At 66.4% G+C, this 25,083-nt stretch carries 22 protein-coding genes and 1 tRNA gene; 14 read left to right on the plus strand and 9 right to left on the minus strand.

Annotated elements, in window-relative coordinates:
* Nucleotides 1–4: 4 nt before the first annotated feature.
* Nucleotides 5–1,060 (plus strand): sn-glycerol-3-phosphate import ATP-binding protein UgpC, encoded by a 1,056-nt coding sequence (locus tag ACH13J_RS04665; RefSeq protein WP_397542146.1) that lies wholly within the window; start codon nt 5–7, stop codon nt 1,058–1,060.
* Between the two features lie 6 nt (nt 1,061–1,066).
* Here the strand turns inward: ACH13J_RS04665 and modC are convergent, their stop codons facing one another.
* From modC to ACH13J_RS04690, 5 genes are all read right to left on the minus strand, one after another.
* A complete protein-coding gene (gene modC / locus ACH13J_RS04670; protein WP_397542147.1) occupies nt 1,067–2,179 on the minus strand; it encodes a molybdenum ABC transporter ATP-binding protein in 1,113 nt (370 codons plus the stop codon).
* A gap of 3 nt (nt 2,180–2,182) precedes the next feature.
* Nucleotides 2,183–2,860, minus strand: a complete 678-nt coding sequence (modB, locus tag ACH13J_RS04675) for a molybdate ABC transporter permease subunit (protein WP_397542148.1) — start codon at nt 2,858–2,860, stop codon at nt 2,183–2,185.
* A gap of 4 nt (nt 2,861–2,864) precedes the next feature.
* Nucleotides 2,865–3,644 (minus strand): molybdate ABC transporter substrate-binding protein, encoded by a 780-nt coding sequence (gene modA, locus ACH13J_RS04680; RefSeq protein ID WP_397542149.1) that lies wholly within the window; start codon nt 3,642–3,644, stop codon nt 2,865–2,867.
* 64 nt (nt 3,645–3,708) lie between these two features.
* Nucleotides 3,709–4,089, minus strand: coding sequence for a winged helix-turn-helix domain-containing protein (locus ACH13J_RS04685; RefSeq protein ID WP_397542150.1), 381 nt, complete (start codon nt 4,087–4,089; stop codon nt 3,709–3,711).
* 43 nt (nt 4,090–4,132) lie between these two features.
* Nucleotides 4,133–5,458, minus strand: coding sequence for an ATP-binding protein (locus ACH13J_RS04690; protein ID WP_397542151.1), 1,326 nt, complete (start codon nt 5,456–5,458; stop codon nt 4,133–4,135).
* 40 nt (nt 5,459–5,498) lie between these two features.
* On the opposite strand from ACH13J_RS04690, the gene ACH13J_RS04695 reads away from it, so the two are divergent.
* Complete coding sequence (locus tag ACH13J_RS04695; RefSeq protein WP_397542152.1) at nt 5,499–6,407, plus strand: MBL fold metallo-hydrolase; 909 nt, start codon at nt 5,499–5,501, stop codon at nt 6,405–6,407.
* Between the two features lie 81 nt (nt 6,408–6,488).
* A tRNA-Asn gene (locus ACH13J_RS04700) sits at nt 6,489–6,563 on the plus strand.
* Nucleotides 6,564–6,970: 407 nt separating this feature from the next.
* Here ACH13J_RS04700 and ACH13J_RS04705 read toward each other — a convergent pair.
* Complete coding sequence (locus ACH13J_RS04705; RefSeq protein WP_397542153.1) at nt 6,971–7,876, minus strand: LysR substrate-binding domain-containing protein; 906 nt, start codon at nt 7,874–7,876, stop codon at nt 6,971–6,973.
* Between the two features lie 169 nt (nt 7,877–8,045).
* Between ACH13J_RS04705 and ACH13J_RS04710 the strand changes: the two genes are divergently transcribed.
* The 10 genes from ACH13J_RS04710 to ACH13J_RS04755 all read left to right on the plus strand — a co-directional run bounded on the left by ACH13J_RS04710 (nt 8,046) and on the right by ACH13J_RS04755 (nt 19,419).
* Complete coding sequence (locus tag ACH13J_RS04710) at nt 8,046–11,465, plus strand: indolepyruvate ferredoxin oxidoreductase family protein (RefSeq protein WP_397542154.1); 3,420 nt, start codon at nt 8,046–8,048, stop codon at nt 11,463–11,465.
* Between the two features lie 84 nt (nt 11,466–11,549).
* A complete protein-coding gene (locus ACH13J_RS04715) occupies nt 11,550–12,413 on the plus strand; it encodes a 1-acyl-sn-glycerol-3-phosphate acyltransferase (RefSeq protein ID WP_397542155.1) in 864 nt (287 codons plus the stop codon).
* Between the two features lie 28 nt (nt 12,414–12,441).
* On the plus strand, nt 12,442–13,266 hold the full coding sequence (locus tag ACH13J_RS04720; protein ID WP_397542156.1) for an aspartate/glutamate racemase family protein: 825 nt from the start codon (nt 12,442–12,444) through the stop codon (nt 13,264–13,266).
* A gap of 72 nt (nt 13,267–13,338) precedes the next feature.
* Entirely contained in the window at nt 13,339–14,367 is a 1,029-nt protein-coding gene (gene argC / locus ACH13J_RS04725; RefSeq protein ID WP_397542157.1) for an N-acetyl-gamma-glutamyl-phosphate reductase, read from the plus strand.
* An 18-nt stretch (nt 14,368–14,385) separates the two neighbouring features.
* Nucleotides 14,386–14,832 (plus strand): cytochrome c maturation protein CcmE, encoded by a 447-nt coding sequence (gene ccmE, locus ACH13J_RS04730; RefSeq protein WP_397542158.1) that lies wholly within the window; start codon nt 14,386–14,388, stop codon nt 14,830–14,832.
* A 63-nt stretch (nt 14,833–14,895) separates the two neighbouring features.
* Nucleotides 14,896–15,507: a holin-associated N-acetylmuramidase gene (locus ACH13J_RS04735; protein ID WP_397542159.1), complete on the plus strand. Its 612-nt coding sequence runs from the start codon at nt 14,896–14,898 to the stop codon at nt 15,505–15,507.
* Nucleotides 15,498–16,091: a holin family protein gene (locus ACH13J_RS04740; RefSeq protein WP_397542160.1), complete on the plus strand. Its 594-nt coding sequence runs from the start codon at nt 15,498–15,500 to the stop codon at nt 16,089–16,091. The genes ACH13J_RS04735 and ACH13J_RS04740 overlap by 10 nt, the downstream gene beginning before the upstream one ends.
* 58 nt (nt 16,092–16,149) lie before the next feature.
* Nucleotides 16,150–18,120 (plus strand): heme lyase CcmF/NrfE family subunit, encoded by a 1,971-nt coding sequence (locus ACH13J_RS04745; protein WP_397542161.1) that lies wholly within the window; start codon nt 16,150–16,152, stop codon nt 18,118–18,120.
* Nucleotides 18,117–18,569: a cytochrome c-type biogenesis protein CcmH gene (locus ACH13J_RS04750; RefSeq protein ID WP_397542162.1), complete on the plus strand. Its 453-nt coding sequence runs from the start codon at nt 18,117–18,119 to the stop codon at nt 18,567–18,569. The genes ACH13J_RS04745 and ACH13J_RS04750 overlap by 4 nt, the downstream gene beginning before the upstream one ends.
* Nucleotides 18,570–18,639: 70 nt before the next feature.
* On the plus strand, nt 18,640–19,419 hold the full coding sequence (locus ACH13J_RS04755) for an enoyl-CoA hydratase-related protein (protein WP_397542163.1): 780 nt from the start codon (nt 18,640–18,642) through the stop codon (nt 19,417–19,419).
* 23 nt (nt 19,420–19,442) lie between these two features.
* Here ACH13J_RS04755 and gltA read toward each other — a convergent pair whose 3' ends face one another.
* Both gltA and gltX read right to left on the minus strand, forming a co-directional pair.
* The gene (gltA, locus tag ACH13J_RS04760) at nt 19,443–20,738 is read right to left on the minus strand and encodes a citrate synthase (protein ID WP_397542164.1); all 1,296 of its coding nucleotides are present in this window, start codon (nt 20,736–20,738) and stop codon (nt 19,443–19,445) included.
* Nucleotides 20,739–20,809: 71 nt separating this feature from the next.
* A complete protein-coding gene (gltX, locus tag ACH13J_RS04765; RefSeq protein ID WP_397542165.1) occupies nt 20,810–22,219 on the minus strand; it encodes a glutamate--tRNA ligase in 1,410 nt (469 codons plus the stop codon).
* Between the two features lie 95 nt (nt 22,220–22,314).
* Between gltX and ACH13J_RS04770 the strand changes: the two genes are divergently transcribed.
* Nucleotides 22,315–24,324: a ComEC/Rec2 family competence protein gene (locus ACH13J_RS04770; RefSeq protein WP_397542166.1), complete on the plus strand. Its 2,010-nt coding sequence runs from the start codon at nt 22,315–22,317 to the stop codon at nt 24,322–24,324.
* Here the strand turns inward: ACH13J_RS04770 and lexA are convergent.
* Nucleotides 24,318–25,022, minus strand: coding sequence for a transcriptional repressor LexA (gene lexA, locus ACH13J_RS04775; protein WP_397542167.1), 705 nt, complete (start codon nt 25,020–25,022; stop codon nt 24,318–24,320). The two genes, ACH13J_RS04770 and lexA, sit on opposite strands and share 7 nt — an antisense overlap.
* Nucleotides 25,023–25,083 lie beyond the last annotated feature (61 nt).

The raw sequence follows: 25,083 nt of genomic DNA on the forward strand, positions 1-25,083 counted from the left end.
GACAATGGCAGATATCCGTATCGACAACGTGCGCAAGACCTATCCCGGCGGCGTGGACGCGATCCGGGGCGTTTCGCTCGGTATAGAAGACGGCGAATTCTGCGTTCTGGTCGGGCCGTCGGGCTGTGGCAAGTCGACACTGCTGCGTATGATCGCGGGGCTGGAGACCGTCACCGACGGGTCGGTCGATATCGGCGGGCGGCGGGTCAACGAACTGGAGCCGGCAGAGCGTGACATTGCCATGGTGTTCCAGAACTACGCGCTTTATCCACACATGTCGGTGTTCGACAACATGGCGTACGGGCTGCGCAACCGGGGCGTACCCCGGGCCGAAATCCGCCGGCTGGTGGACGAGGCGGCGCAGACGCTGGGGCTGTCGGACTACCTCGCGCGCAAGCCGCGGCAGCTCTCTGGCGGGCAGCGACAGCGTGTGGCAATGGGGCGGGCCATCGTACGCCAGCCGCAGGCCTTTCTGTTCGACGAACCGCTGTCCAACCTCGACGCCAAGCTGCGCATCAGGACGCGGGTCGAGATACGCGACCTGCAACAGCGCCTTGGCACCACGTCCATCTACGTCACCCATGACCAGATGGAGGCGATGACGCTGGCCGACAGGCTGGTGGTGCTCAACGACGGCGCGATAGAGCAGGTGGGCCGGCCCATCGACGTCTACGACCGGCCCGCGTCGGTTTTCGTGGCCGAGTTCATAGGTTCGCCGCCAATGAACATCCTGCCCGGGCGGTGTGGCCCGGACGGGGTGGTGACCCGTGCGGGCGTGTCGCTTGGCGCCGTGGATGTGCCGGACGGCGACGTGGTCATCGGCATCCGCCCCGAGCATCTGCGCCCCGACCCCGATGGGCCCCTGAAATTGCGGGTGCGGGTGGTCGAGCATCTGGGCGCGTCAGCCAACGTGCACGGCTTTCTGCCCGAAAACGAGGCCGAGGTTATCGCCAGCCTGCCAGGCCCCGCGCTGCCCGCACCCGGAGAGACGCTGCCGCTCGCGGTGGGGCCGGAGCACCTGCATATCTTCGATCCGGGCACGGGACGTCGGCTCCGATAGGGCAGGTCAACCCGCGTCGTTGTCCATCCGCCGGGGCAGGGCCTGACGGTCGAATGCCACCGACTTGACCAGCGCCACCACGTCGCGGTCCGCGCTCAGCCCCAGCTCCTGAACGGCGGCGCGCGTCACCCGCGCTCGCAGGTGCTGGCCGGCGACATCCATGAGCACCTCGGCGAATGCGGTGTCGGGTTCCGGCGCGACCGACAGGATGCGCGCATCGAGCATGTTGCGGATGCTCACGCCCCGAGGGCGACGCAGGGCCAGCGACACGTCGCGCGCACGCACGCGCAGCCGCAACGGCGCGCCCGCTGTCAGCACGACACCCGGCACCTCCAGCGTTGCCCCGCCCAGATCGACGCGGGTGAGATGCAGTTCAGGATCCTGCGATACCACGCGCCCGCGCAGCAGCACCCCGGCCTCGAACCGGCCCTGCAGGCCGGAGACATCCAGTCGCTCCAGCGTCTCCGCCACGTCGCCCGACGCCACGACGCGGCCCTGCGCGAGGGCCACGATCCGGTCGCAGAGCTGGGTCACCTCTTCCAGCGCGTGGGTGACATGGATCACCGGCACGCCGAATGCGTCGGGCAGGCGCGCGATGTAGGGCAGGATCTCGGCCTTGCGACGCGTGTCGAGCGCGGCGAGCGGTTCGTCCATCAGCAGAAGTCTCGGGCGCGCCAGCAGCGTGCGCCCGATCGCCACGCGCTGACGCTCGCCCCCCGACAACCCGCCCGGCCGCCGGCCGAGGAGCGCGCCGAGATCGAGCGCGTCCACCACGTCATCGAAGCTGTAGCGTGCCGGTGCAGGGGCGGCGCGCCGGTGGGCATAGGCAAGGTTGCCACGCACGGTCAGGTGAGGGAATAGCCGTGCATCCTGAAAGACGTAGCCGACCCCGCGCCGGTGCGGCGGCACGAACGTGCTGCCGTCCATCCAGACATCGCCGGCAAAGGCCACGCGGCCCCGGGCCTCTCTCTCGAACCCGGCGATGATTCGCAGCAGGGTCGTCTTGCCGCAGCCGGACGGGCCGAAAAGCGCGGTGATGCCTTCGCCGCCGAAGCTGTGCGTTACGTCCAGCGTGAATCCGGGGTATCGCAGGCGGGCCGCTATCGAGAGTTCCTGCATGGGCTATCCCAGGTGAACCGGAAAGCGGCGGTTGAAAGTGTAGACCGCGAGCAGGACGCCGAAGGAAAAGACCAGCAGGATCGCCGACAGGCCGTGCGCCGTGGCGTAGTCGATGGTCTCGACCTGCTCGTATATCTGGATCGAAACGACCTTGGTGCGGCCGGGAATGTTGCCGCCCACCATCAGCACGACACCGAATTCCCCGATGGTGTGCGCAAAGGTCAGCACGGTTGCCGTCAGGTAGCCCCGAAGCGCCATGGGCGAGGCCACGGTGAAGAAGCGGTCGAGCGGCCCGGCGCGCAGGCTGGCCGCGGCCTCGAGCGGGGCGCGGCCCACGGTCTCGAACGCGCCTTGCAAGGGCTGGACCATGAACGGCAGGGAATAGAGGCAGGACGCCACCACCAGCCCGGCGAAGGAGAAGGTCAGCGGTGCCCCCGTCACCGTCAGCCACGCCGCGCCGAGGGGGGCGGCAGGGCTGAGGAACACCAGCAGGTAGAATCCAAGCACCGTCGGAGGCAGCACGAGGGGCAGGGCGGTCACCGCCTCGACCGCCGCCTTGGCGCGTGCCCGCGTATGCGCCAGCCACCAGGCCAGCGGCGTGCCCGCGACCAGAAGAATCGCCGTGGTAACGGCGGCCAGCCGGATCGTTAGCCACAGGGGTCCGAGATCGGGCAGTTCCATGCCCTTACCCGTTGCCGTAGCCGTAGGCGCGGATCACCTTTGCCGCGCGGGGCGAGCGCAGGAACTCGAGGAACGCCCGCGCCGCCGGGTTGCCGGCACCCGCCCGCAGCAGCACCGCGTCCTGCCGTATGGGGCTGTAGAGGTCTTGCGGTACCAGCCAGACGCTGCCGGTTGCCGCGCCGTCCGGTCGGCGTACCGAGGACAGCGCCACCAAGCCCAGCTCCGCCGCGCCGGTGGCGACCATGGCATGGGTCTGGCCGATGTTCTGGCCCATGACGATCCGGTCCTGCAGGGTGTCCCACAGGCCCATGGAGATCAGCGCCTCGCGCCCGGCGGCGCCGTAGGGGGCGAGTTCGGGGTTGGCGATGGCCACGAAGCGCAGCCGCGGATCGGCAAGGGCCTCGCGCCCGTTCTTGCCGATGCGGTCCTCCTGCCGGCTCCAGAGGGCCAGCTGCCCCACGGCGTAGGTGAACGCGCTGCCCTGTACCGCCGCGCCCTCTGCCAGAAGCCGGGCGGGCGTGGCGGTGTCGGCCGACAGCATCGCGTCGAAGGGCGCGCCGTTGCGTATCTGGGCGTAGAGTTTGCCGGTGGATCCGGTTGTCACGGTGACATCATGACCGGTCGCCTCGCGAAAAAGTGGCACCAGCGCTTCGGCCGTATCTGTGAAATTCGCCGCGACGGCGACCAGCGCCTGCTCGCTGCGTGCCTGCAGCGGAGCGAACGCCGCCGTGGCGAGAACGAGAAGAACCGGCATAAGTGCCCTGCGCGTCAAGAGCGAAGCCATGGCCGCCTCCATGTTGATATTTTCGCAGGAACATATCGCAACGTGTCGATTTTCCGGTCAAGCGTTATTTTTCCCCGGGAATATCGACGAGGCGCGCCTGTAGCGCTTCGAGCCGCGGGCCGGTGGCCGCGGCCGCCTCCGACTCTACCGCGCGGTAGAGCCTGAGGACCTCGTGCCCGAGCTCGGTCAGCGCGGCGCCTCCGCCGCCGGGGCCGCCGCGCGTGCTATCGACCAGCGGCGTCTCGAACATGGCGTTGAGCGTGCCGATCAGCTCCCAGGCCCGCTTGTAGCTCATGCCCATCTCGCGCCCGGCCCCGGCGATGGAGCCGCAGCGCGCGACGCGTTCGAGCAGGTCGGCCTTGCCTGGGCCGATCATCCCGTCGTTGCCGAAAACGATGCGGATGCGAAGGCGGGGCATGCGGTGGCGGTGGGTGGGCGCGGTCATGACCGAATGATTGTGGAATGGGCGCGCTGTCCGCAAGTCCCGATCAATCCGCGACGGTGCCGCGGTCGGGGCCGATCACGATATCGGCGCAAAGGCCGCCAAGACGCTCGCTCTGACCGAGCCGGAGGGTTCCGCCATGGGCGCGCGCGATGTCGATGGCGATGGACAGCCCGAGACCGACGCCGCTGCCGCGGTTCTGGTTACGGGCCGTGTCCAGCTTGACGAAAGGCTTGGTGACATCCTCGCGGCTCTCCTCGGGAATGCCGGGGCCGTCATCCTCCACCCGGATCCTGAGCTCGGACTCGGTGAGGTGGACCGAAACCTCCGCACGCGTGCCGTAACGCACGGCGTTGTTGACGAGGTTTTCCACCGCGCGGCGGATCCCGGCCTCGCGCAGGGGAAACCGGCCCGTCCCCTCCATCTGGCCGAGTGCCACGGCGGTTCCGGTGCGCTGCGCGTCCTCCACCACGCGCCGCACCAGTGCCACGGGATCGACCGGCTCGGGCTCTCCCTCGCGCGCGCCGCGGACGAAGTCGAGGAAGGCATCGATCAGCCTCTCCATCTCGGCGATGTCCTCCTGCATCGGCTTGCGATCTTCCTCGTCGAGCATCGACAAGCTCAGCTTGAGGCGGGTCAGGGGCGTGCGCAGATCATGACTGACGCCGGACAGCATCAGCGTGCGTTGTTCGATCTGGCGCTCGATCCGCGCCCGCATGTCCAGAAAGGCCCGGCCGGCGGCGCGCACCTCGACCGCCCCGGCAGGGTGGTAGTCGATGTGCCGGCCCCGGCCGAACGCCTCTGCCGCGCGGGCCAGACGCGTGATGGGCTTGAGCTGGTTGCGCAGGTACAAGAACGCGATGACCGTCATGATCATCGCGTAACCGAGCATGTTGACCAGAAGCTGATGCGACCGCGAGGCCGATATGCGGTTGCGGTCGAAGGTCAGGCGCATCGGCCCGTGTTCGGTGTCAATGTAGAGATCGACGAACCCGTCTCGGACAAGGTCCACCGCCAGCGTGGCGGGCAGCGATTCCTTGAGCGCCCCCACGACCCACGCGGCTGTCACGTCGTGCCAGCGCCAGTCGCTTTGCGCCGGCACCGAGTCGCCCGTGACGTCCGTGACCGTGATCTCGAGCACCTTCGCCACGCGCGAGCGCGCCATTTCCTCGGCGGTGTCACCGCTTTCCAGCAGCAGGTTCACATCGCGGCTGACCGAAACGGCCATCTGCCGGGTCACGCCCTCGAAATGCCGCTGGATGAAGGCCACAGAGACGACGAGCATCACCGTGACAACCGGCAGCAGCAGGATCAGCACGGCCCGCCCGTAGAGCCCCGAGGGCATGTATCGTTTGAGCCACCGGAAAGACATGGGTAGACCCTAGCCGGGCGTCCAGTGGTAAGGAAGGGCCATGCAGCAGGACAGCTTCGATCCACCCATCGGAGTCGCCGAGACGCTCGGCGACGGGCTGCGGCGCATACTGGCGCCCAACCCGTCGGCGATGACGTTCCGGGGAACGAACACCTACCTGCTGGGCCGGCGCGACATCGCGGTGATCGATCCGGGGCCGGAGTCCCCGCGCCACATGGCGGCCATCCTCGGCGCACTCGCGCCGGGACAGCGGATCACGCATGTGATCGTCACGCACAGCCATGCCGACCATTCCCCGCTGGCCGCGCCCCTCGCGCGGGAAACCGGGGCGCGCGTGTGCGGTTTCGGCCCCTCGGGCACGGGACGCAGCCGGGTGATGCAGGACCTGTCCGGGCAGGGGCTGGCGCCCGCGGGCGAGGGCATCGACCCCGGTTTCGCCCCGGATGTCGTGCTCGGGGACGGGGCGGTCGTCGCCGGGCATGACTGGGAGCTTGTCGCGCTCTGGACGCCGGGGCACCTTGGCAATCACCTCTGCCTTGCCATGGGCGACACGGTGTTCACGGGCGATCATGTCATGGGCTGGGCAAGTTCGCTTGTGTCCCCGCCGGACGGCGACCTGACCGATTTCATGGCCTCCTGCCGCCGCTTGCGCGACAGGGGCGCCCGGGTCTTCCACGCCGGTCACGGTGCGCCCATCACCGACCCCTCGGGGCGGCTCGACTGGCTGATCGCCCACCGCGAGGGGCGCGAGGCCGCCATCCTTGATGCGCTGGCCGACGGCCCCGCGGACACGGGGATGCTCACCGACCGGATCTATGCCGATACGCCGTTGGACCTGCGCCCCGCGGCGGCCCGGAATGTTCTCGCACATCTCGTTGATCTTTATCAGAAAAACCGTGTCGTCCCTGAGGGCGGTTTCAGCCAGTCCGCCCGTTTCCGCCTTGCCTGACGGCGAGGCGGCGAAAAGCAAAAATTTTGTCAAAACCCCACTGGACGCCGCCCAGCCCTGTTGCTATATCGCGCTGCGTGTTCCGGCGTAGCTCAGCGGTAGAGCAGTTGACTGTTAATCAATTGGTCGCAGGTTCGATCCCTGCCGCCGGAGCCAAATCTCCTCGGTAAACCTGGATCATCGGCGCATGGTGGTGCCGCGCTGACGGATGCGTGTCGGGAAATGCGCGTATCATCGGCCGCACCTGCCTGCCGCGGCCTGCTCTTGAGGGCCGCTTGGCCGAGGGCGCGGGACCCGTTGCCCGAGGCCGTCTTTCACCTGTCATTCGACACTGCCGTCGTGCCGGTCGATCTGCATGTTAAACGTGCAAATCAAAAAAAAGGCCGAGCACTAAGCCCGGCCAGTTTCCAACAGGGAGGTATGATGATGACGCAAACGATGCTGTCATCGTCATGCCGGGGAGGTAGAAGGTGTGCCGCGCGCGATCAAGTAAAAAGATGCTGCAAATGCAGCATGGCCGGTATGTGTTGCATGCATAACGCAGGCAGGAGATGCCTAATTGTTCATCCAGACGCCTGTTTTTGAACATGTTTGCGGTAAATCACGATTTCTTCCTGAACGAAGTCGCGGAAGGCGGAAATGCGCTTTGAGTGGCGCAACTCGGACGGATAGGCGAGGAAAACCGGCACCTCCACCGAGCGCACCTCGGGCAGGACACGCACGAGTTGTGGGAAATCCCGGCTCAGGTAATCGGGCAGGACCCCTATGCCGAGGTTCTGCAAGACGCTCTGCAGCACCCCGTAATAGTTGTTCACCGTCAGGCGGGACGGGATGTCATACGTCATCAGCTCCTGCACGAGCGTCGCGCCCGCGCCGACCTGCGCGGACTGAGGGTTTTGGCAGATCAGCCTGTGGCGGGACAGGTCCGAGGTTTTTTCCGGCGTGCCCGTCTTGTCGAGGTAGTCGCGCGATGCGAACAGGCACATGTGAACGCTCATGAGCCGCTTGCGGATCAGGTCGGCCTGGCTGGGCTCCTTCATGCGGATGGCGACGTCGGCCTCGCGCATCGGCAGGTCGAGCACGGTTTCCTCCAGCATCAGGTCGATATTGAGCTCTGGGTACTTCTCGAACAGCTTGGGCAGACGCGGGGCCAGCCAGAGCGTGCCGAAGCCGATGGTGGTGGTCACGCGCAGCTCTCCGAAAACCTCTTCCTCGCTGTCACGAATGCGCGCGGTGGCGGTTTCGAGCCTGCGCAGCATCGCCCGGGTGGCATCGAACAGCAACTCGCCCTGTTCGGTAAGGATCAACCCCCGCGCATGGCGATGGAACAGCGTGGCATTCAGCGATTCCTCCAGCGCCCGAATCTGGCGGGAGATGGCCGATTGCGACAGGTGAAGCTGGTCGCCGGCGTGCGTCAGACTCCCGGCGTCGGCGACCGCGTGAAATATTCTGAGCTTGTCCCAGTCCATGACAACAACTTCCGGTTCGTGAACGGCGCGCTGCCGCAATAGCAGGAGTCGGACCGGGATATATAGTCATGATCATGGAAGTCACCGAATATTTGCTTTATAGGTCATAAATAATGACCTATATTTGCCCTATATTTGACCGTGGGACAATTCCGGAGGGAGGCCGGCGATGAGCAAGCAGCAGATCAGCCTGAGCGACCGTTTCGATCTGGAGAAATCGCCCGTCCTGCTGAACGGCACGCAGGCTCTCGTGCGCCTGATGCTGATGCAGGCCGCCCGCGACAGGGCGGCGGGGCTGAACACCGCCGGGTATGTCACGGGGTATCGCGGATCCCCCCTTGGAGCGGTCGACATGCAGATGGCGCGGGCCGAGAAGATCCTCGCGGACGCCAACGTCGTGTTCCAGCCGGGCCTGAACGAGGACCTGGCCGCAACCGCGCTATGGGGCACCCAGCAGGCCGAGCTGCGCGGCGAAGGCAAGTATGACGGTGTATTCGGCCTTTGGTACGGCAAGGGGCCGGGCGTGGACCGCTCGGGCGACGTGATGCGGCATGCCAACATGGCCGGCACGTCGAAACACGGCGGCGTGCTCATGGCCATGGGCGACGATCACACCGGCGAAAGCTCGACGACCTGCCACCAGTCCGACTGGGCGATGGTGGATGCCTACATCCCGGTGCTCAGCCCGGCGGGCGTTCAGGAGATCCTCGATTTCGGGCTGTACGGCTATGCCATGTCGCGCTTTGCCGGCGTCTGGTGCGGCCTCAAGACGATGAAGGACACCGTCGAGGTGACCTCGGTCGTCGATGGCCGCCCGGACCGGATGCAGTTCGTCACGCCGGAGTTCGACATGCCCGGCGACGGCCTCAACATTCGCCTCGGCGATCATTGGGTGCCACAGGAGGCGCGCATGATCGATTACAAGAGGTATGCCGCCGAAGCCTTTGCCCACGCGAATAAAATCGACCGCCGCGTCTGGGGCAGACCGGGGGCGAAGGTGGGGTTCGTGGCCGCCGGCAAGAACTGGCTCGATCTCGAACACGCCTTCGACCTGCTGGGCGTCGACGCGGCCGAGGCCGAACGGCTGGGCCTGACGACCTACAAGGTCGGCCAGACCTTCCCGATGGACATGAAGGGTTTTCACGACTGGGCCGAGGGGCTGGACCTGATCGTTGTCGTGGAGGAAAAACGCAAGCTGATCGAGATCCAGATCAAGGAGGCGATCTTTGACGATCGGCGCGGTCGGCGGGTCTATGGCTGGTACAAGGGAGGGGCCGGCAGCCTGCACAGTGAGGAGCTTTTCCCGACGCGGATGGCACTCGACCCGGTGATGATTGCCGAGAAGATAGGGCAGATCCTGATCGAGGAAGGGCGCGGCACCGACCGCGTGAAGGCCGGGCTGGCGGAAATCGCGGAGGCAAACAGGGCCGACAACGCCGAGGAAATCGCGACGCGGCTGCCCTATTTCTGCGCGGGGTGTCCGCACAATACCTCGACCAACCTGCCGGAAGGCAGTCGCGCCTATGCCGGGATCGGCTGCCATATCATGGCCATGTGGATGGACCGCGAGACGAGCGGTTACACGCACATGGGCGCCGAGGGCGCCAACTGGATCGGGGAGGCGCCGTTTTCCAACACCGCTCACGTCTTTCAAAACATCGGCGATGGCACCTACAATCACTCTGGCATCCTCGCAATACGCGCGGCGATCGCGGCGGGCACCAACATCACCTACAAGATCCTCTACAATGACGCGGTGGCGATGACCGGTGGCCAGCAGAACGAGGGCGGGCTCGGGCCGGACCGGATCGCCCGCGAACTGCTGGCGATGGGGGTGAAACACCTCGCGGTCGTCTATGACGAAAAGGAACAGCCAGACCGCGCGGCCTTTCCACCCGGAATCGAGTGGCACGCGCGCGCCGAGTTGCCTCAAGTTCAGGAAAAATATAAAGAAATAAAAGGTGTATCGGCCATTATTTATGTCCAGACCTGTGCCGCCGAGAAGCGCCGCCGCCGCAAGCGCGGAACCTTCCCGGACCCCGACAGGCGCGTGTTCATCAATGAAGAGATTTGCGAGGGCTGCGGCGATTGCGGGGTGCAGTCGAACTGCGTGGCGATCGTGCCCAAAGATACCGAGCTGGGGCGCAAGCGGGCCATCGACCAATCCGCCTGCAACAAGGATTTCAGCTGCCTCAAGGGGTTCTGCCCGTCCTTCGTCACGCTGGAAGGCGCGCAACTGCGCAAGGAAGCCGCGACAGAGCTGACGCTGCCCGACCTGCCCGAGCCGGAATTGCCGGTCATCGAGGGCACGCACAACGTGGTCATCACGGGGGTGGGAGGCACCGGCGTTGTGACGATCGGGGCGGTGCTGGCGCAGGCCGCGCAGCTGGATGGCAAGGGCGCGGGCATGATGGAAATGGCCGGGCTGGCGCAGAAGGGCGGGGCGGTGCATATCCATTGCCGTCTTGCCGAGCGGCCGGAGGACATCAGCGCCATCCGCGTCGCCACGGGCGAGGCCGACGCGCTCATCGGTGGCGATCTCGTGGTGTCGGCCGGGGCCAAGACGCTTGGCCTGACCCGCACGGGGCGGACGGGTGCGGTGGTCAACAGCCACGAGATCATCACCGGCGAGTTCACCCGCAACACCGAGTTCCAGATCCCCGGCGACCGCCTGGAGATGTCGCTGCGGACCCGGCTCGGGGACGATCTTCAGCTTTTCGACGCCACGGAACTGGCGCGCGTCACGATGGGCGATTCAATCTATTCCAACATGATGGTGTTCGGCGCGGCATGGCAGAAGGGGCTGATCCCCGTCGGCAAAGAGGCCATCGACGAGGCGCTGCGCCTCAACGGCGCGGCGGTGGAGCGCAACCTGCGCGCCTTTGCCATCGGCCGATGGGCCGCGGCCTTCCCCGGCGACGCGGGTCGGATGCTCGCGCCAAACGTCACGCAGATGCCCGCATCGCTGGAGGAACGGATCGCCTATCGCGCCGATCACCTGATCGCGTACCAGGGCGCGCGGCTTGCTCGGCGGTATCGCGCGATGGTGGACGGGATCGAGGACACCCGCGTGAAGGAGGCCGTCGCCAAGGGGTATCACAAGCTTCTGTCCTACAAGGACGAGTACGAGGTCGCGCGCCTTCTGCTGAAAAGCCGCGACAAGGCGCGCGAGGAATTCGACGGCGATTTTCGCATGACCTTTCACCTTGCGCCGCCGATCCTTGGCGGCAAGGGGGCGGACGGGCGGCCGAGGAAGCGGGAATTCGGCCCGTGGCTGGAGCGGCCACTGCGCCTTTTGGCACGGCTTCGGGGGCTGCGCGGCACCCCGCTCGACATCTTCGGCTATTCGGCCGAACGCCGGATGGAGCGCGCGCTCATAAAGCAGTACGAGCGCGACATGGCCGAGGTGCTGCCCCGTCTCGACGAGCGCACGCGTGACGCGATCGTGGCGCTGGCAGAGTTGCCTCTCGACATCCGCGGGTACGGCCACGTCAAGGCCGCGAACAAGCACAAAGCGGACAAACGGCGCGCAGAACTCCTTGCCACGATCCGCGCCGGCGGCGAGGACATGCGCCAGGCCGCGCAATAGCCGGATGTCATAAAAGATTAACAAGGACTGGTCAGAAGCGTCGCGCGGTCTTTACACAAAGGCGAATCGCACGGGATGCCGACCATGCGTCAGGAGCGTCACGTCGCCCGTGACATCAGCTACTCTTACTCTGCCCAGACGCGGGGCGGCCGCGCCATGATACGCACGATGGAGACTCTGACCGGCCGGACGCGCCTGATCAAGCGCGCCCGCGGCTACGAGAAGGAAGTCGCCGCTGGGCGTGATTTCTGGCAGGTCATGGTGGAACGCTACGGCCTGACGCTCGACGTGATCGGCGGTAGCCTCGACAACATCCCGCGGACCGGGCCGCTGGTGCTGATCGCCAACCATCCCTACGGCATCCTCGACGGGCTCATGATGGGCCATATCCTCAGCCGGACGCGCGGCGATTTCCGCATCCTCGCACATCAGGTCTTTCGCAAGGCCGAGGATCTGGATCGCGTCATCCTGCCGGTCAGCTTCGACGACACGAAGGCGGCGCTGGCGCTCAACCTGCAAACGCGCAGGACCGCGCTTGACTATCTGGGGGATGGCGGCGCGATCGGCATCTTTCCCGGCGGGGCCGTCAGCACCGCGGCCAAACCGTTTGCGCAGCCGCTCGATCCGGGTTGGCGCAGCTTTACCGCGCGCATGGTCGCCAAGAGCGAGGCGACGGTCGTGCCGGTGTTTTTCGAGGGCCATACGTCGCGACTTTTCCAGATCGCGAGTCACCTCCACTACACGCTGCGCATGGGGCTTCTGATCAAGGAGTTCGGCAAGCGGGTCGATACCTCCGTCCGGGTCGTGGTGGGTGAGCCCCTCGGCCACGATGCGCTGGAGGCCCGCGCGCGTGACAGCAAATCCCTCATGGCGTTCCTGCGTCACAAGACGTATGAGCTGAGCCCGAGGCCGATAAATCCTTCGGATACCGGCTTCGAGTTCGAATGAGGGACGCCCCGGCGGGGCGAGGAGCGTGATGGCTGTAGGCATATTCGACAGCGGGCTGGGTGGCCTGACCGTGCTCGACGCCGTGCAGAAGAGGCTGCCGGACGTGGATTTCATCTATCTCGGCGACAACGCGCATGCCCCCTACGGCGTGCGCAATGCGGAGGACATCTACCGGCTGACACGCGGGCACGTGCAGACCCTTTGGGATATGGGCTGCGACCTTGTCATCCTGGCGTGCAACACGGCCTCGGCCGCCGCGTTGCGCCGCATGCAGGAGGCAGGCGTTCCGCCGGGCAAGCGGGTGCTGGGGGTTTTCGTGCCCCTGATAGAGGCCCTGACCGAGCGCGAATGGGGCGACAACTCACCGCCGCGGGAGGTGGCGGTGAAGAACGTGGCGCTTTTCGCCACGCCTGCCACGGTGTCCAGCCGCGCCTTCCAGCGCGAGCTCGCGTTCCGCGCGGTTGGCGTGGACGTCGAGGCACAGGCCTGCGGCGGGGTGGTGGACGCCATCGAGGACGGCGACATGATACTTGCCGAGGCGCTGGTGCGCAGTCATGTCGAGGCGCTCAAGCGCAAGATGCCGCATCCGCAGGCGGCGGTTCTGGGCTGCACCCATTACCCGCTGCTGGAATCGGTTTTCCAGGATGCTCTCGGCCCGGAGGTCAAGGTGTTCTCGCAGCCCGCTCTCGTGGCCGAAAGCCTTGCCGATTATCTCGACAGGCATCCGGGCATGCTCGGGGCTGACGTGCCGGGGCGTTTTCTTACAACGGGCGATGCCAAGCGCGTGTCCGACCGCGCCACGCAGTTCCTGCGCCGGCGGATCACCTTCGAACCCGTCACGGAACAGACCTGAGCCGCGGGGTCGCATTGCGCACTGGCCTGTTTTTGCCTACATCCAAGGGGCTGGTCACAAAGAGGCCCCCACATGACCCAGAAAATCGCCATCCTTGGCGCATCCGGCTACACCGGGGCGGAGCTGGTCCGCCTGATCGCCACCCATCCGGGGATGGAGATCGCCGCGCTGGCGGCCAATTCCAAGGCGGGGCAGGGCATGGCACGCGTCTTTCCGCATCTGCGCCACCTCGACCTGCCGCAGCTCGTGACCGTTGACGAGATCGATTTCGCGGGCATCGACCTGTGCTTTTGCGCGCTGCCCCACGCCACCAGTCAGGCGGTGATCCGGGAATTGCCCAAGCAGCTGAAGATCGTCGATCTCAGCGCCGATTTCCGGCTGGAGGATCCCGGCGAATACGCCCGCTGGTACGGGGGGGCGCACCAGGCGCCCGAATGCCAGAAGGAGGCGGTCTATGGCCTGACGGAGTTCTACCGCGGGCAGATCCGGGGGGCGCGGCTGGTCGCCGGCACCGGCTGCAATGCCGCGACGGGGCAGTACGCGCTGCGCCCGCTGATCGCCGACGGGGTCGTCGACCTCGACGACATCATCATCGACCTCAAGACCGGGGTCAGCGGCGCGGGGCGCAGCCTCAAGGAGAATCTGCTCCATGCCGAGCTGTCCGAGGGCGCGCACGCCTACGCGGCCGGGGGTGCTCACCGTCACCTGGCCGAGTTCGACCAGGAATTCTCGGCCATTGCCGGACGGCCGGTGCGGGTGCAGTTCACGCCCCACCTGCTGCCGGCCAACCGCGGGATCCTCGCCACGGTCTACGTCAAGGGCGAGGCGGAGGCGATACATGGCGCGCTTGCCGCCGCCTATGCGCACGAGACGTTCATCGAGGTTCTCCCACTGGGCGAGCATCCGAGTACACGGCATGTGCGCGGCTCGAATTTCTGCCATGTGGGCGTGGTTCCCGACCGGCTGTCGGGGCGGGCCATCGTTATCGCCGCGCTGGACAACCTGACCAAGGGATCGAGCGGGCAGGCGATCCAGAACGCCAATCTCATGCTGGGCCTTGACGAGGCCGAGGGGCTGATGATGGCCCCCGTATTTCCCTGAGAAAAGGGTGATAAGAAAATGAAATCGCTCAAGAAAAAAAGAAGAATCCAGATCATTGCCATCGCGGCGCTGGCGCTGGTCGTCTCGACCGCCCTCATCGGCTATGCGCTGCGCGACGGGATCAATTTCTTCCGCTCGCCCAGCCAGGTCGTGGCCGAGCCGCCCCCGCCATCCGAGGTTTTCCGAATCGGCGGGCTGGTGGAGGAAGGCAGCCTGAAACGCGGCGAGGGCGAGGAAATCCGCTTCAGCGTCACGGACGGGGGCGCGGTGGTGCCGGTCACCTATACCGGGGTCTTGCCGGACCTTTTCGAGGAAAACCAGGGCATGGTGGGCACCGGCAGTTATCGCGATGGCGTTTTCGTCGCCACCGAGATTCTGGCAAAGCACGACGAGGATTACATGCCCAAGGAGGTGGTCGACAGCCTCAAGGAGCAGGGCATCTACAAGGAGCCGGGCGGTAGCTAGATGCCCCGTTAACTCCTCCGGCGCCAGCTTTCCGCGCGACATGACGGCGGAAAGGGGCTCGGGATGCCAAGTGTTTCGGACATTGCCAAAGAGATCATCGCCCGCGAGGGCGGTTTCGTGAACGACCCCGACGACCCGGGTGGCGCAACCAGGCACGGGGTGACGATCCATACGCTGCGGCGGTTGGGGCTGGATCTCGACCGTGACGGCGACATCGACGTGGCGGACGTGCGCGCGCTCACTCCTGCGCAGGCCGAGGCGATCTTCGTCGAGCACTATTTCCGTCGGCCCGATATCGGCGACCTGCCGGACTCGATACAGGGCAGCGTGTTCGACATGTATGTGAACGCGGGAGCCAGCGCTGTCAAGATTCTGCAAAGATTGTTGCGCCAGATGGGGCATGACGTGGCCGTCGACGGTGTCGTGGGGCCGCAGACCGCCGCGGCGGCGCGCGCGGCCGACGCCGCCGCGCCGGACCATCTGGCGGATGCCTACGGGATCGCGCGGCGCAACTACTACTTCCGGCTGGCCGATGCACGTCCGGCGATGCGCAAGTATGCCCGCACGCGCGCCGGCGGCAAGGGCGGCTGGATACGCCGGGCCGAGGCGTTCATCTCGCCACGCTACCACATGACGCAGGCGGAATTCGATGACCGGGTGAGCGCATGGGACTGATCGAGCGACTGCTTGCGCTGATCTTCGGCGACGGGCGCAACGCCATTGCCGAAACCGCGGGGATTTTCCGGGTGAACGCGGACGACGCGGACCGACGCGCGGCCGCGATCCAGCACGCGGCGCTGGCACAGCTCGCAGAAGAGTTCGACCGACCCCGCCGGGGGATTTTCGACCGCGTGATCGACGGCCTGAACCGGATACCGCGGCCGGCCATGGCTTTCGGGACGGTGGCACTGTTCGTGACCGCGATGGTCAACCCGGTGTGGTTTTCCGAGCGGATGCAGGGCATTCAACTGGTGCCGGAACCGCTCTGGTGGCTTCTCGGGGCGGTGGTCAGCTTCTATTTCGGCGCGCGCCATCAGGCGAAAGGCCATGAATTCCAGCGGTCGCTGGCTGCGACCATGGCCCGTACCCCGCAGGTGGTGGAAAACATCGCCGCGTTGCGCCGAATGGCACCCGATGCGCCGCGCGCCGCGGAAACCGGGGGCGACGCGGCGCTGGAGCTCTCGGCGACGGCGCCGGATGAAAACCCGGCGCTGAATGACTGGCGCACCGCGCGCAAAGGCGGGGGCGCGAAAATGTGATCCCGCCCGCGCGCGGTTTGGGATTGGCCCGCGCCGCGCGGCATTCTATAGTCGGTTCATGATCACGGAACTCGGCCATTTCACCCTCGTTCTCGCTTTCATGGTTGCCTGCGTGCAGGCGCTTGTGCCCCTTGTCGGCGCGCATCAGAGATGGCCCGGCTGGATGTCGCTTGCCGAACCCGCCGCCGCGCTGCAGTTCTTGCTGCTGGCGGTGTCGTTCGGCGCGCTGACATGGGCGTTCGTGACCTCGGATTTTTCCCTGCAACTCGTGGTGACGAACAGCCATTCGGACAAGCCGCTGCTGTACAAGATCACGGGCGTGTGGGGGAACCACGAGGGCTCGATGCTGCTGTGGGTTCTGATCGTGTCGCTGTTCGGCGCCATGGCCGCGGTGTTCGGTGACAACCTGCCCCCAACGCTGAAGGCGCGCATCCTGTCGGTGCAGGCCATGATCGGGGCGGCATTCCTCGCCTTCATCCTGTTTACCTCGAACCCGTTCCTGCGCATGGCGGTGCCGCCTTTCGACGGGCAGGATCTGAACCCGCTGCTGCAGGATCCCGGTCTCGCCTTCCACCCGCCCTTTCTCTACCTGGGTTATGTGGGGCTTTCGATGACGTTCTCCTTCGCGATCGCCGCGCTGATCGAGGGGCGCGTGGATGCCGCATGGGGCCGTTGGGTGCGGCCCTACACGCTCGCGGCGTGGGTGTTCCTGACGATCGGCATCGGCCTTGGCAGCTGGTGGGCCTATTACGAACTCGGCTGGGGCGGGTTCTGGTTCTGGGACCCGGTGGAGAACGCGAGCTTCATGCCGTGGCTCTTCGCGGCCGCCCTGCTGCATTCGGCCATCGTGGTGGAAAAGCGGGAAAGCCTGAAAAGCTGGACGATCCTGCTGGCGATCCTCGCCTTCGGGTTCTCGATGATCGGCGCGTTCATAACGCGCTCCGGCGTTTTGACCTCGGTGCATGCCTTTGCCAATGATCCCGAGCGGGGCGTGTTCCTGCTGCTCATTCTCGCCGCCTTCATGATGCTTGGCCTCACCCTGTTCGCCGCGCGGGCCAACGTGATGAAATCGAAGGGCGTCTTCGGTCTTGTCAGCCGGGAATCGGCGCTTGTGGTCAACAACATCCTGCTTGCCGTTTCGGCCTTCGTCATTTTCGTCGGCACGATCTGGCCGCTGGTGGCCGAGATGTTCTTCGACCGCAAGCTCAGCGTCGGCCCGCCGTTCTTCAACATGGCGTTCACACCGTTCATGATCGCGCTCGGGCTGATCCTGCCGGTGGGCGCCATGCTGCCATGGAAGCGCGCGCGTGTCGGCCGGATATTCCGGCGGCTGGTGCCCGTTCTCGTGCTGGCCCTTGCGGTCGGGGCGCTGGCATGGGCCATGCAGACCGGGCGCAGCGCGGTGGGGCCGGTCGGTCTTTTCCTTGCCGCATGGCTGGTGGGCGGGGCGCTCACGGATATCTGGACGCGCGCCGGCGGCACGTTTGCCCGTCTGCGGCGCCTGCCGCGCGCCGACTGGGGCAAGACGGTGGCGCATTCCGGTCTTGGCGTGACCATCGCCGGCGTGGCCGCCATGACAGCATGGGAGGCCGAGGATATCCGCGTTGTCCAACTCGGAGAGACCTTCGAGGTGGCTGGCTTTACCCTGACGCTGGATGACGTGAGGCAGGTCGAAGGCCCCAACTATGTCTCGACCATGGGCGAGCTGACGCTGGCCCGGGACGGAACGGAAATCGGCACGATGACCCCGGAAAAGCGCATCTACCCGGTCGCGCAGATGCCCACGACCGAGGCAGCACTCGACAACGGCTTCCTGCGGGACGTCTACGTCGTGATCGGCGACGCGCAGGCGCAGGGCGGCTGGACCATCCGTACCTATTACAAACCGCTGGCCAACTGGATCTGGGGCGGGTCGATCCTCATGGCGATTGGCGGGCTGCTCTCTCTCAGCGACCGGCGTTACCGTGTGGCCGCGGGTGCCCGGCGCAAGGGCCGTGGGCAACGGGTGGAAGGGGTCCCGGCCGAATGAAACGCCTTGCGTTGGTCCTGTGCCTGCTGACCGCCCCCGCATGGGCCGTGCAGCCCGACGAGATGCTTGACGACCCCGAGCTCGAAGCGCGGGCGCGCGAGATTTCCGAAGGGCTCAGATGCCTTGTGTGCCGCAACGAGAGCATCGACGAATCCAACGCGGACCTTGCCAGCGACATGCGGATTCTGGTGCGCGAACGGTTGTTGGAAGGCGACAGTAACGAGGAAGTCGTCGATTACATCGTCGATCGTTACGGCGAATACGTGCTGCTCAAGCCGCAGACCGGCGGGGCGAACCTGATCCTGTGGCTCGCGGGGCCGGCGATGCTGATCCTTGCCGGGGGGATCGGCTGGGTTTTCGTGCGCCGGCGGGCCAAGGCAGAGGCACAGACCGAAAGCAACCTGACAGAGGATGAGCAGGCCCGGCTGCGGGAAATCCTCGGGGAGTGACGCGGCGTGGCCATTGGCGGGCCGGCGCGCGTCCGCTAAGGCGGGGCCGGCTGTCAGAAAAGGGGGCCCCGTGAAAGATTACCAGACCATAACGCTCGACATCGACAACGATATCGCGGTTCTTCGGCTCAACCGGCCGGACCGGATGAACGCGCTGAGCACGCGCATGCGGGCCGAGATAACCGACGCGGTGCGCGATGCGCCGCGGCATGCCCGGGTGCTTGTCGTCACGGGTAACGGCAAGGCGTTCTGCTCGGGGCAGGATCTTAGCGACAGCGGCAATGCCGCCGCGCTGGACCTCGAGCGTGTCCTGCGGGAGGAATACGTGCCGATGCTGCAGGCCATCGGGGAATGCCCGGTGCCCACCATCAGCGCGGTCAACGGCCCGGCAGCCGGGGCAGGGGCCAACCTGGCGCTGGCCGCGGACGTGGTGATCGCGGCCGAGAGCGCGTATTTCCTTCAGGCATTCACGCGGATCGGGCTGATGCCCGATGCCGGCGGAACCTACTGGCTGCCGAAACAGATGGGGCAGGCCAAGGCCATGGGCGCCGCGCTCTTCGCCGAACCGGTCAGCGCGCGGCAGGCGGACCAATGGGGCATGATATGGGAGGCGGTGGCCGATGACGGGTTCGAGGCCCGCTGGACCGGCCGGGCCGAACACCTCGCCAAGGGGCCGACGACCGCCTATCGGAACCTGAAGCGCGCCATTCGCGCGGGCTGGGAGCAGGGGCTGGACGCGCAGCTCGACCTCGAAGCCAAGCTCCAGGGCGAATGCGGCACGTCACGGGACTTCAAGGAAGGCGTCGTCGCGTTCCACGAAAAGCGCAAGGCGGATTTCGAGGGGCGCTGACGCCCCCCGGGGGTCGCGCGGCGTCAGCGGTTCTCGATGTCAACGTAGTCGCGCAGCGTCTCACCCTTGTAGAGCTGCCGCGGACGCCCGATCTTGAGCTGGGGATCGGCGATCATTTCCTTCCACTGCGAGATCCAGCCCACCGTGCGGCTGACGGCGAAAATCGGCGTGAACATCGAAGTGGGGAATCCCATCGCCTCCAGAATGATGCCGGAGTAGAAATCCACGTTCGGGAAGAGCTTCTTCTCGGTGAAATACTCGTCCTCCAGCGCGGCCTTCTCCAGTTCCTTTGCCACCTGCAGGGTCGGGTTGTTCTCCACGCCCAGCAGGTCGAGCACCTCGTCGGCGGACTGCTTCATCACCTTGGCGCGCGGGTCGAAGTTCTTGTAGACCCGGTGCCCGAAGCCCATCAGGCGGAACGGGTCGTCCTTGTCCTTTGCCCGGGCGATGTATTCGGGAATCCTGTTCGGGGTACCGATTTCCTTGAGCATCTCAAGGCAGGCCTGGTTGGCGCCGCCATGCGCCGGACCCCACAGGCAGGCGATACCGGCCGCGATGCAAGCGAACGGGTTCGCGCCCGAGCTCGATGCGAGCCGCACGGTCGAGGTCGAGGCGTTCTGTTCGTGGTCCGCGTGCAGGGTAAAGATCCGGTCCATGGCGCGGCTGAGGATCGGGTTGACCTGATAGTCCTCTGCCGGGACGGCAAAGCACATGCGCAGGAAATTCGACGCGTAGTCGAGATCGTTGCGCGGGTAGACGAAAGGCTGGCCGATCGAGTACTTGTAGGCCATCGCCGCGATGGTCGGCATCTTGGCGATCATGCGGATCGAGGCGACCTCGCGCTGCCAGGGATCGTTGATGTCGGTGGAGTCGTGGTAGAACGCGGAAAGCGCGCCGACCACGCCCACCATTATCGCCATCGGGTGCGCGTCACGCCGGTAGCCACGGAACAGGAAATGCATCTGTTCGTGGATCATGGTGTGATTGGTCACACGGGTCTCGAAATCCTCGAGTTGCGCCGCCGACGGTAGTTCGCCGTAAAGCAGCAGGTAGCAAACCTCGAGGAAATGGGACTTCTCGGCAAGCTGCCCGATAGGGTAGCCCCGGTGCAGCAGATGCCCCTTGTCGCCATCGATGAAGGTGATCGTGCTGTCACAGCTCGCCGTCGAGGTAAAGCCCGGGTCATAGGTAAAGACGCCCGCCTGCGAATACAGCTTGCGGATGTCGATCACGTCGGGCCCCGCCGTGGGCGTGAACATCGGCAGCTCGTACTCCGCTCCGTCGATCTGCAGCTTGGCGGATTTGTTGCTGTCAGCCATCGGGATCCTCCCTCGTTGCGCCCGCACCGCAGTGCCCGGGCAGCTGGTTCCTGTGCAGCCTTGGGAGAAGGTCAATGCCTCTCGCGGACCGCATCGTCAAGTCGGGCGAGGCTTTCTTCCCGCCCGAGCACGAGCATCATGTCGAACACGCTCGGTGTCGCTGCGCGGCCCGCCAACGCGGCCCGCATCGGGCCGGCCAGCTTGCCGAATTTTGTGTCGATGGACGCGGCGAACTGCGTGGCTGCAGCCTCCAGATCCTCGCGCGCCCACGTAGCATTTTGCAGGTGCGGCGTCAAATCTTTCAGTATACCGCGGGATACTGCATCGAGGTGCCTTGCTGCCTTCTCATCGGGCCGTATAGGTCGGTCGGAAAGAATAAAATGTGCCTTGTCAAGCAGTTCCGGGAACGTCTTGGCACGCTCCTTGAGGCAGTACATGCCCTTTTCCAGCAAGCTCATTTTTTCGTCCGGCACCGGCGGCCGCCCTGTCGCGTCAAGGAAATCGGTCAATTCATGCAGCAGTGCAGCATCGTCCATCGCGGCGATGTGCTGGCCCGACAGGTTCTCGAGTTTCTTGAAATCGAACCGGGCGGGCGATTTCCCTATACCGGACAGGTCGAACCATTCCCGCGCCTGCGCGTCCGTGAAGAACTCGGCATCGCCGTGGCTCCAGCCGAGGCGCGCAAGGTAGTTTCGCATGCCCGCCGCCGGGTAGCCCATGGCGCGGTATTCCCTGACCGCCAGCGCCCCGTGCCGCTTGGACAGCTTCTTTCCATCGGGACCGTGAATGAGCGGGATATGCGCATAGACCGGAACCTGCCATCCCATGGCCCTGTAGATCAGCATCTGCCGCGCCGCGTTGTTGAGGTGATCGTCCCCCCGGATCACGTGGGTTACGCCCATGTCGTGATCGTCAACCGCGACGGCCAGCATGTAGACGGGCGTGCCATCGCCCCGCAGAAGCACCATGTCATCCAGCTGGTCGTTGCGCACTTTCACCTGTCCCTGCACCTCGTCGGGGATGACCGTGCTGCCTTCGCGCGGGGCCTTGATGCGGATGACATAGGGGCCGTCGGGGTGGGTGGACGGATCGGCGTCCCGCCACGGGCTGCGAAAGAGGGTCGAGCGGCCTTCCTCGAGGGCCTTTTCGCGGAAGGCCTGAATTTCTTCCTGTGTCGAGAAGCACTTGTACGCCTGGCCGGAGACCAGCAATGCGCGCGCGACCTCGGCGTGACGCTCGGCGCGTGCCGCCTGGCTGACGACGTCGCCATCGTGGTCGAGTCCGAGCCATGCCAACCCGTCCAGAATGGCCTGCGTCGCCTCCGGCGTGGAACGGGCGCGGTCCGTGTCCTCGATCCGCAACAGAAAGCGCCCGCCGCGGCCCCGGGCGTATAGCCAGTTGAACAGCGCGGTCCGCGCCCCTCCGATATGCAGGAAACCGGTGGGCGAGGGTGCGAAGCGGGTGACGACGGTCTCGGACATATGTCTGGTTAACCTTTCGGTAACGGATTTCACGGATAGCGGAGGGGGCGGGTCACGGACGGGTAAATATCGGCCCACCCGAGGGGAGACAAGTCTTGCGGCGAGGTGACGGCGCGCGAACCGTGTGGCTGGCGCAGCGGGGACACCTGTTTCCGTGGGCGCCCGTGGCGCTCGGGGCGGGCATCGGCCTGTATTTCGGTCTGCCGTCCGAACCGGCGTCCTGGGGGTATGCCATGGCAGCGGGCGCCGCGGTTGGCTGCGCGCTGGCGGCATGGCGGGCCGGCGCGGTTCTCTCCCCGCTGATGTGGCTCGTCGCCCTGACGGCGGGCGGGATGTGTCTTGGTGGCGTGCGCGCGCACATGGTCGCCGAACCGGTGCTCGGCTTCCGCTATTACGGCCCGGTCGAGGGGCGGGTGATCGACATGGACCGCTCCGCCTCCGACGCGGTGCGGCTCACGCTTGACCGGGTGGTGCTATCCAATGTGCCACCCGGCGAGACGCCGGCCCGGGTGCGCGTGTCCCTGCACGGACAGCAGGGCTTCGTCACGCCCGAGCCGGGGCTGGTGGTTGCGCTGACGGGGCACCTGACGCCCCCCGGCGGCCCCGTGGAGCCCGGTGGCTTCGACTTTCAGCGCCACGCCTGGTTCGAGCGGCTTGGCGCTGTGGGATACACACGCACGCCGGTGCTTGCGCTGGAACCGCCGGGCGGCGGGCTGTGGCTGTTCAAGGCGCGGATGTGGCTCTCCGAGCGGGTTCGCGCCTCGCTCCCCGGTGAAACGGGGGCTTTCGCCGCCGCGATCATGGCTGGCGACCGCTCGGCCATCCCGCGGGACACGATGGACGCGCTGCGCATCTCGAACCTGGCTCACCTGCTGGCCATCTCCGGTCTCCACATGGGCCTGTTGGCCGGCGTGGTCTTTGCCGCCGGGCGGCTTGTGTTCGCGGCGATCCCGCGTATCGGCCTGCGCCTGCCGGCCAAGAAAATCGCCGCCGGCGTCGCGCTTGTCGCGGCGGCTGCGTATCTGGGGCTGTCGGGGGGAAACATCGCCACCGAGCGCGCCTTTGTCATGGTGGCGGTCGTGCTTGGCGCGGTGATGGCCGACCGCCGGGCCTTGACGTTGCGCGCCGTGGCCGTGGCCGCGTTGATCGTGTTGTGCCTGAGGCCCGAGGCGCTGCTCGGTCCGGGGTTCCAGATGTCATTTGCCGCGACCACGGCGCTCGTCGCCGTTTTCGGCGCCCTGCGCGACCACGAGGTGCCGTTGGGTCCGCGATGGCTGCGGCCGGCCGTGTCGGTTGTGATCTCCTCGCTGGTTGCCGGTCTCGCCACCGCGCCGGTCGCGGCGGCGCATTTCAACCAGTTTGCGCAGTACGGCCTGCTGGCGAACCTTCTCAGCGTGCCGTTGATGGGCGCGCTGGTGATGCCCGCGGCGGTTCTGGCTGCCTGTCTCATGCCCCTTGGGCTCGACGGGCTGGCGCTGCGGGTCATGGGGGCAGGGCTGGACTGGATCCTTGGTGTGGCGCATTGGGTGGCCGCGCTTGACGGTGCGCGGGGTCTGGTTGTCAGTCCCGGCGCGCACGTGCTCCCCACGATCGCGCTCGGGGCGCTCTGGGTGATCCTGTGGCAGGGCCGGCTGCGGTGGGTCGGGCTGGTTCCGGTTTGCGCCGGCTTCGTTTCATGGGCGCAGACGGACCGCCCCGGCGTCTTGATTTCCGAAACGGGGCGGCTGGTGGGCGTGATGACCGAAACGGGCCGCGCGCTCAACCGCGCCAAGGGCGCGGGTTTCGTCGCCCGCAACTGGCTGGAAAACGATGGCGACATCGTCGAACAGGTGACGGCCCATGCACGGTGGCCCGAGGTCGCGGCCACGGGCTGGCCCGTCCGGGCCCTGCGCGGCAAACGGGCAGCGGCCGCGTTGACCGGCTGCGCGCCCGGGGAATGGATCGTGCTGACGGCCGAGCCGCAAGACGGTCTGCCGTGCAACCTGCTGACCCCTCGGACGCTGCGCGAGACGGGGGCGGTGGCGCTATACCGGGAGGATGGTCAAATCCGGGTGGTCAACGCCCGCGACCTGACGGGCGCACGGCTCTGGACAGGGGGTCAGTAGGTGCGGATCAGCCCGACCAGCCGGCCCTGGACGCGAACCTTGTCCTCGGGCAGGACCCGCGTCTCGTAGGCGGGATTGGCGGCCTCGAGCGCCACCGCCGTGCCGTTGCGGTAGTATTTCTTGAGCGTCGCCTCGTGATCCTCGACCAGTGCCACGACGATGTCGCCGTTGTCGGCGACATTGGTTTCCCGGATCACGACCACGTCCCCGTCATTGATGCCGACACCTGTCATCGAGTCGCCCTTGACCTCCAGCGCGTAGTGGTTGCCGGACCCGCCCACCATGTCGCCAGGGACAGAAACATTGTGGCTGGCATGGGCGATCGCCTCGATCGGAACGCCCGCGGCGATGCGCCCCATCAATGGAAGCTCCATCGCCGGGGAGGTGTCCACCGGCCTGGCATTTGCGGGCACGGTGGCCGCGCCCGGCCTGTCCCCGTCGATCACGCGGGGCGTGAAGCCGTCCGTCTCTGTTCCGCCCAGGCTCTCGGGCAGTCTCACGATCTCCAGCGCGCGCGCCCGGTGGGCCAGCCGGCGGACGAAGCCGCGCTCTTCCAGCGCGGTGATCAGCCGGTGGATGCCTGACTTGGAGCGCAGGTCGAGCGCCTCCTTCATCTCGTCGAAGCTGGGTGACACCCCGTCACGCTGTACCCGCTTGTGGATGAATTCCAGCAGGTCGAGCTGTTTCCGTGTCAGCATGATGCACTTCCTCCGGTTCATGCGGTCGGTTTTGTTCTACGCATGTTCCCGTTTTGTGTCA

The sequence above is a fragment of the Roseovarius salis genome (genome assembly GCF_044472985.1).
Lineage (GTDB): Bacteria > Pseudomonadota > Alphaproteobacteria > Rhodobacterales > Rhodobacteraceae > Roseovarius > Roseovarius salis.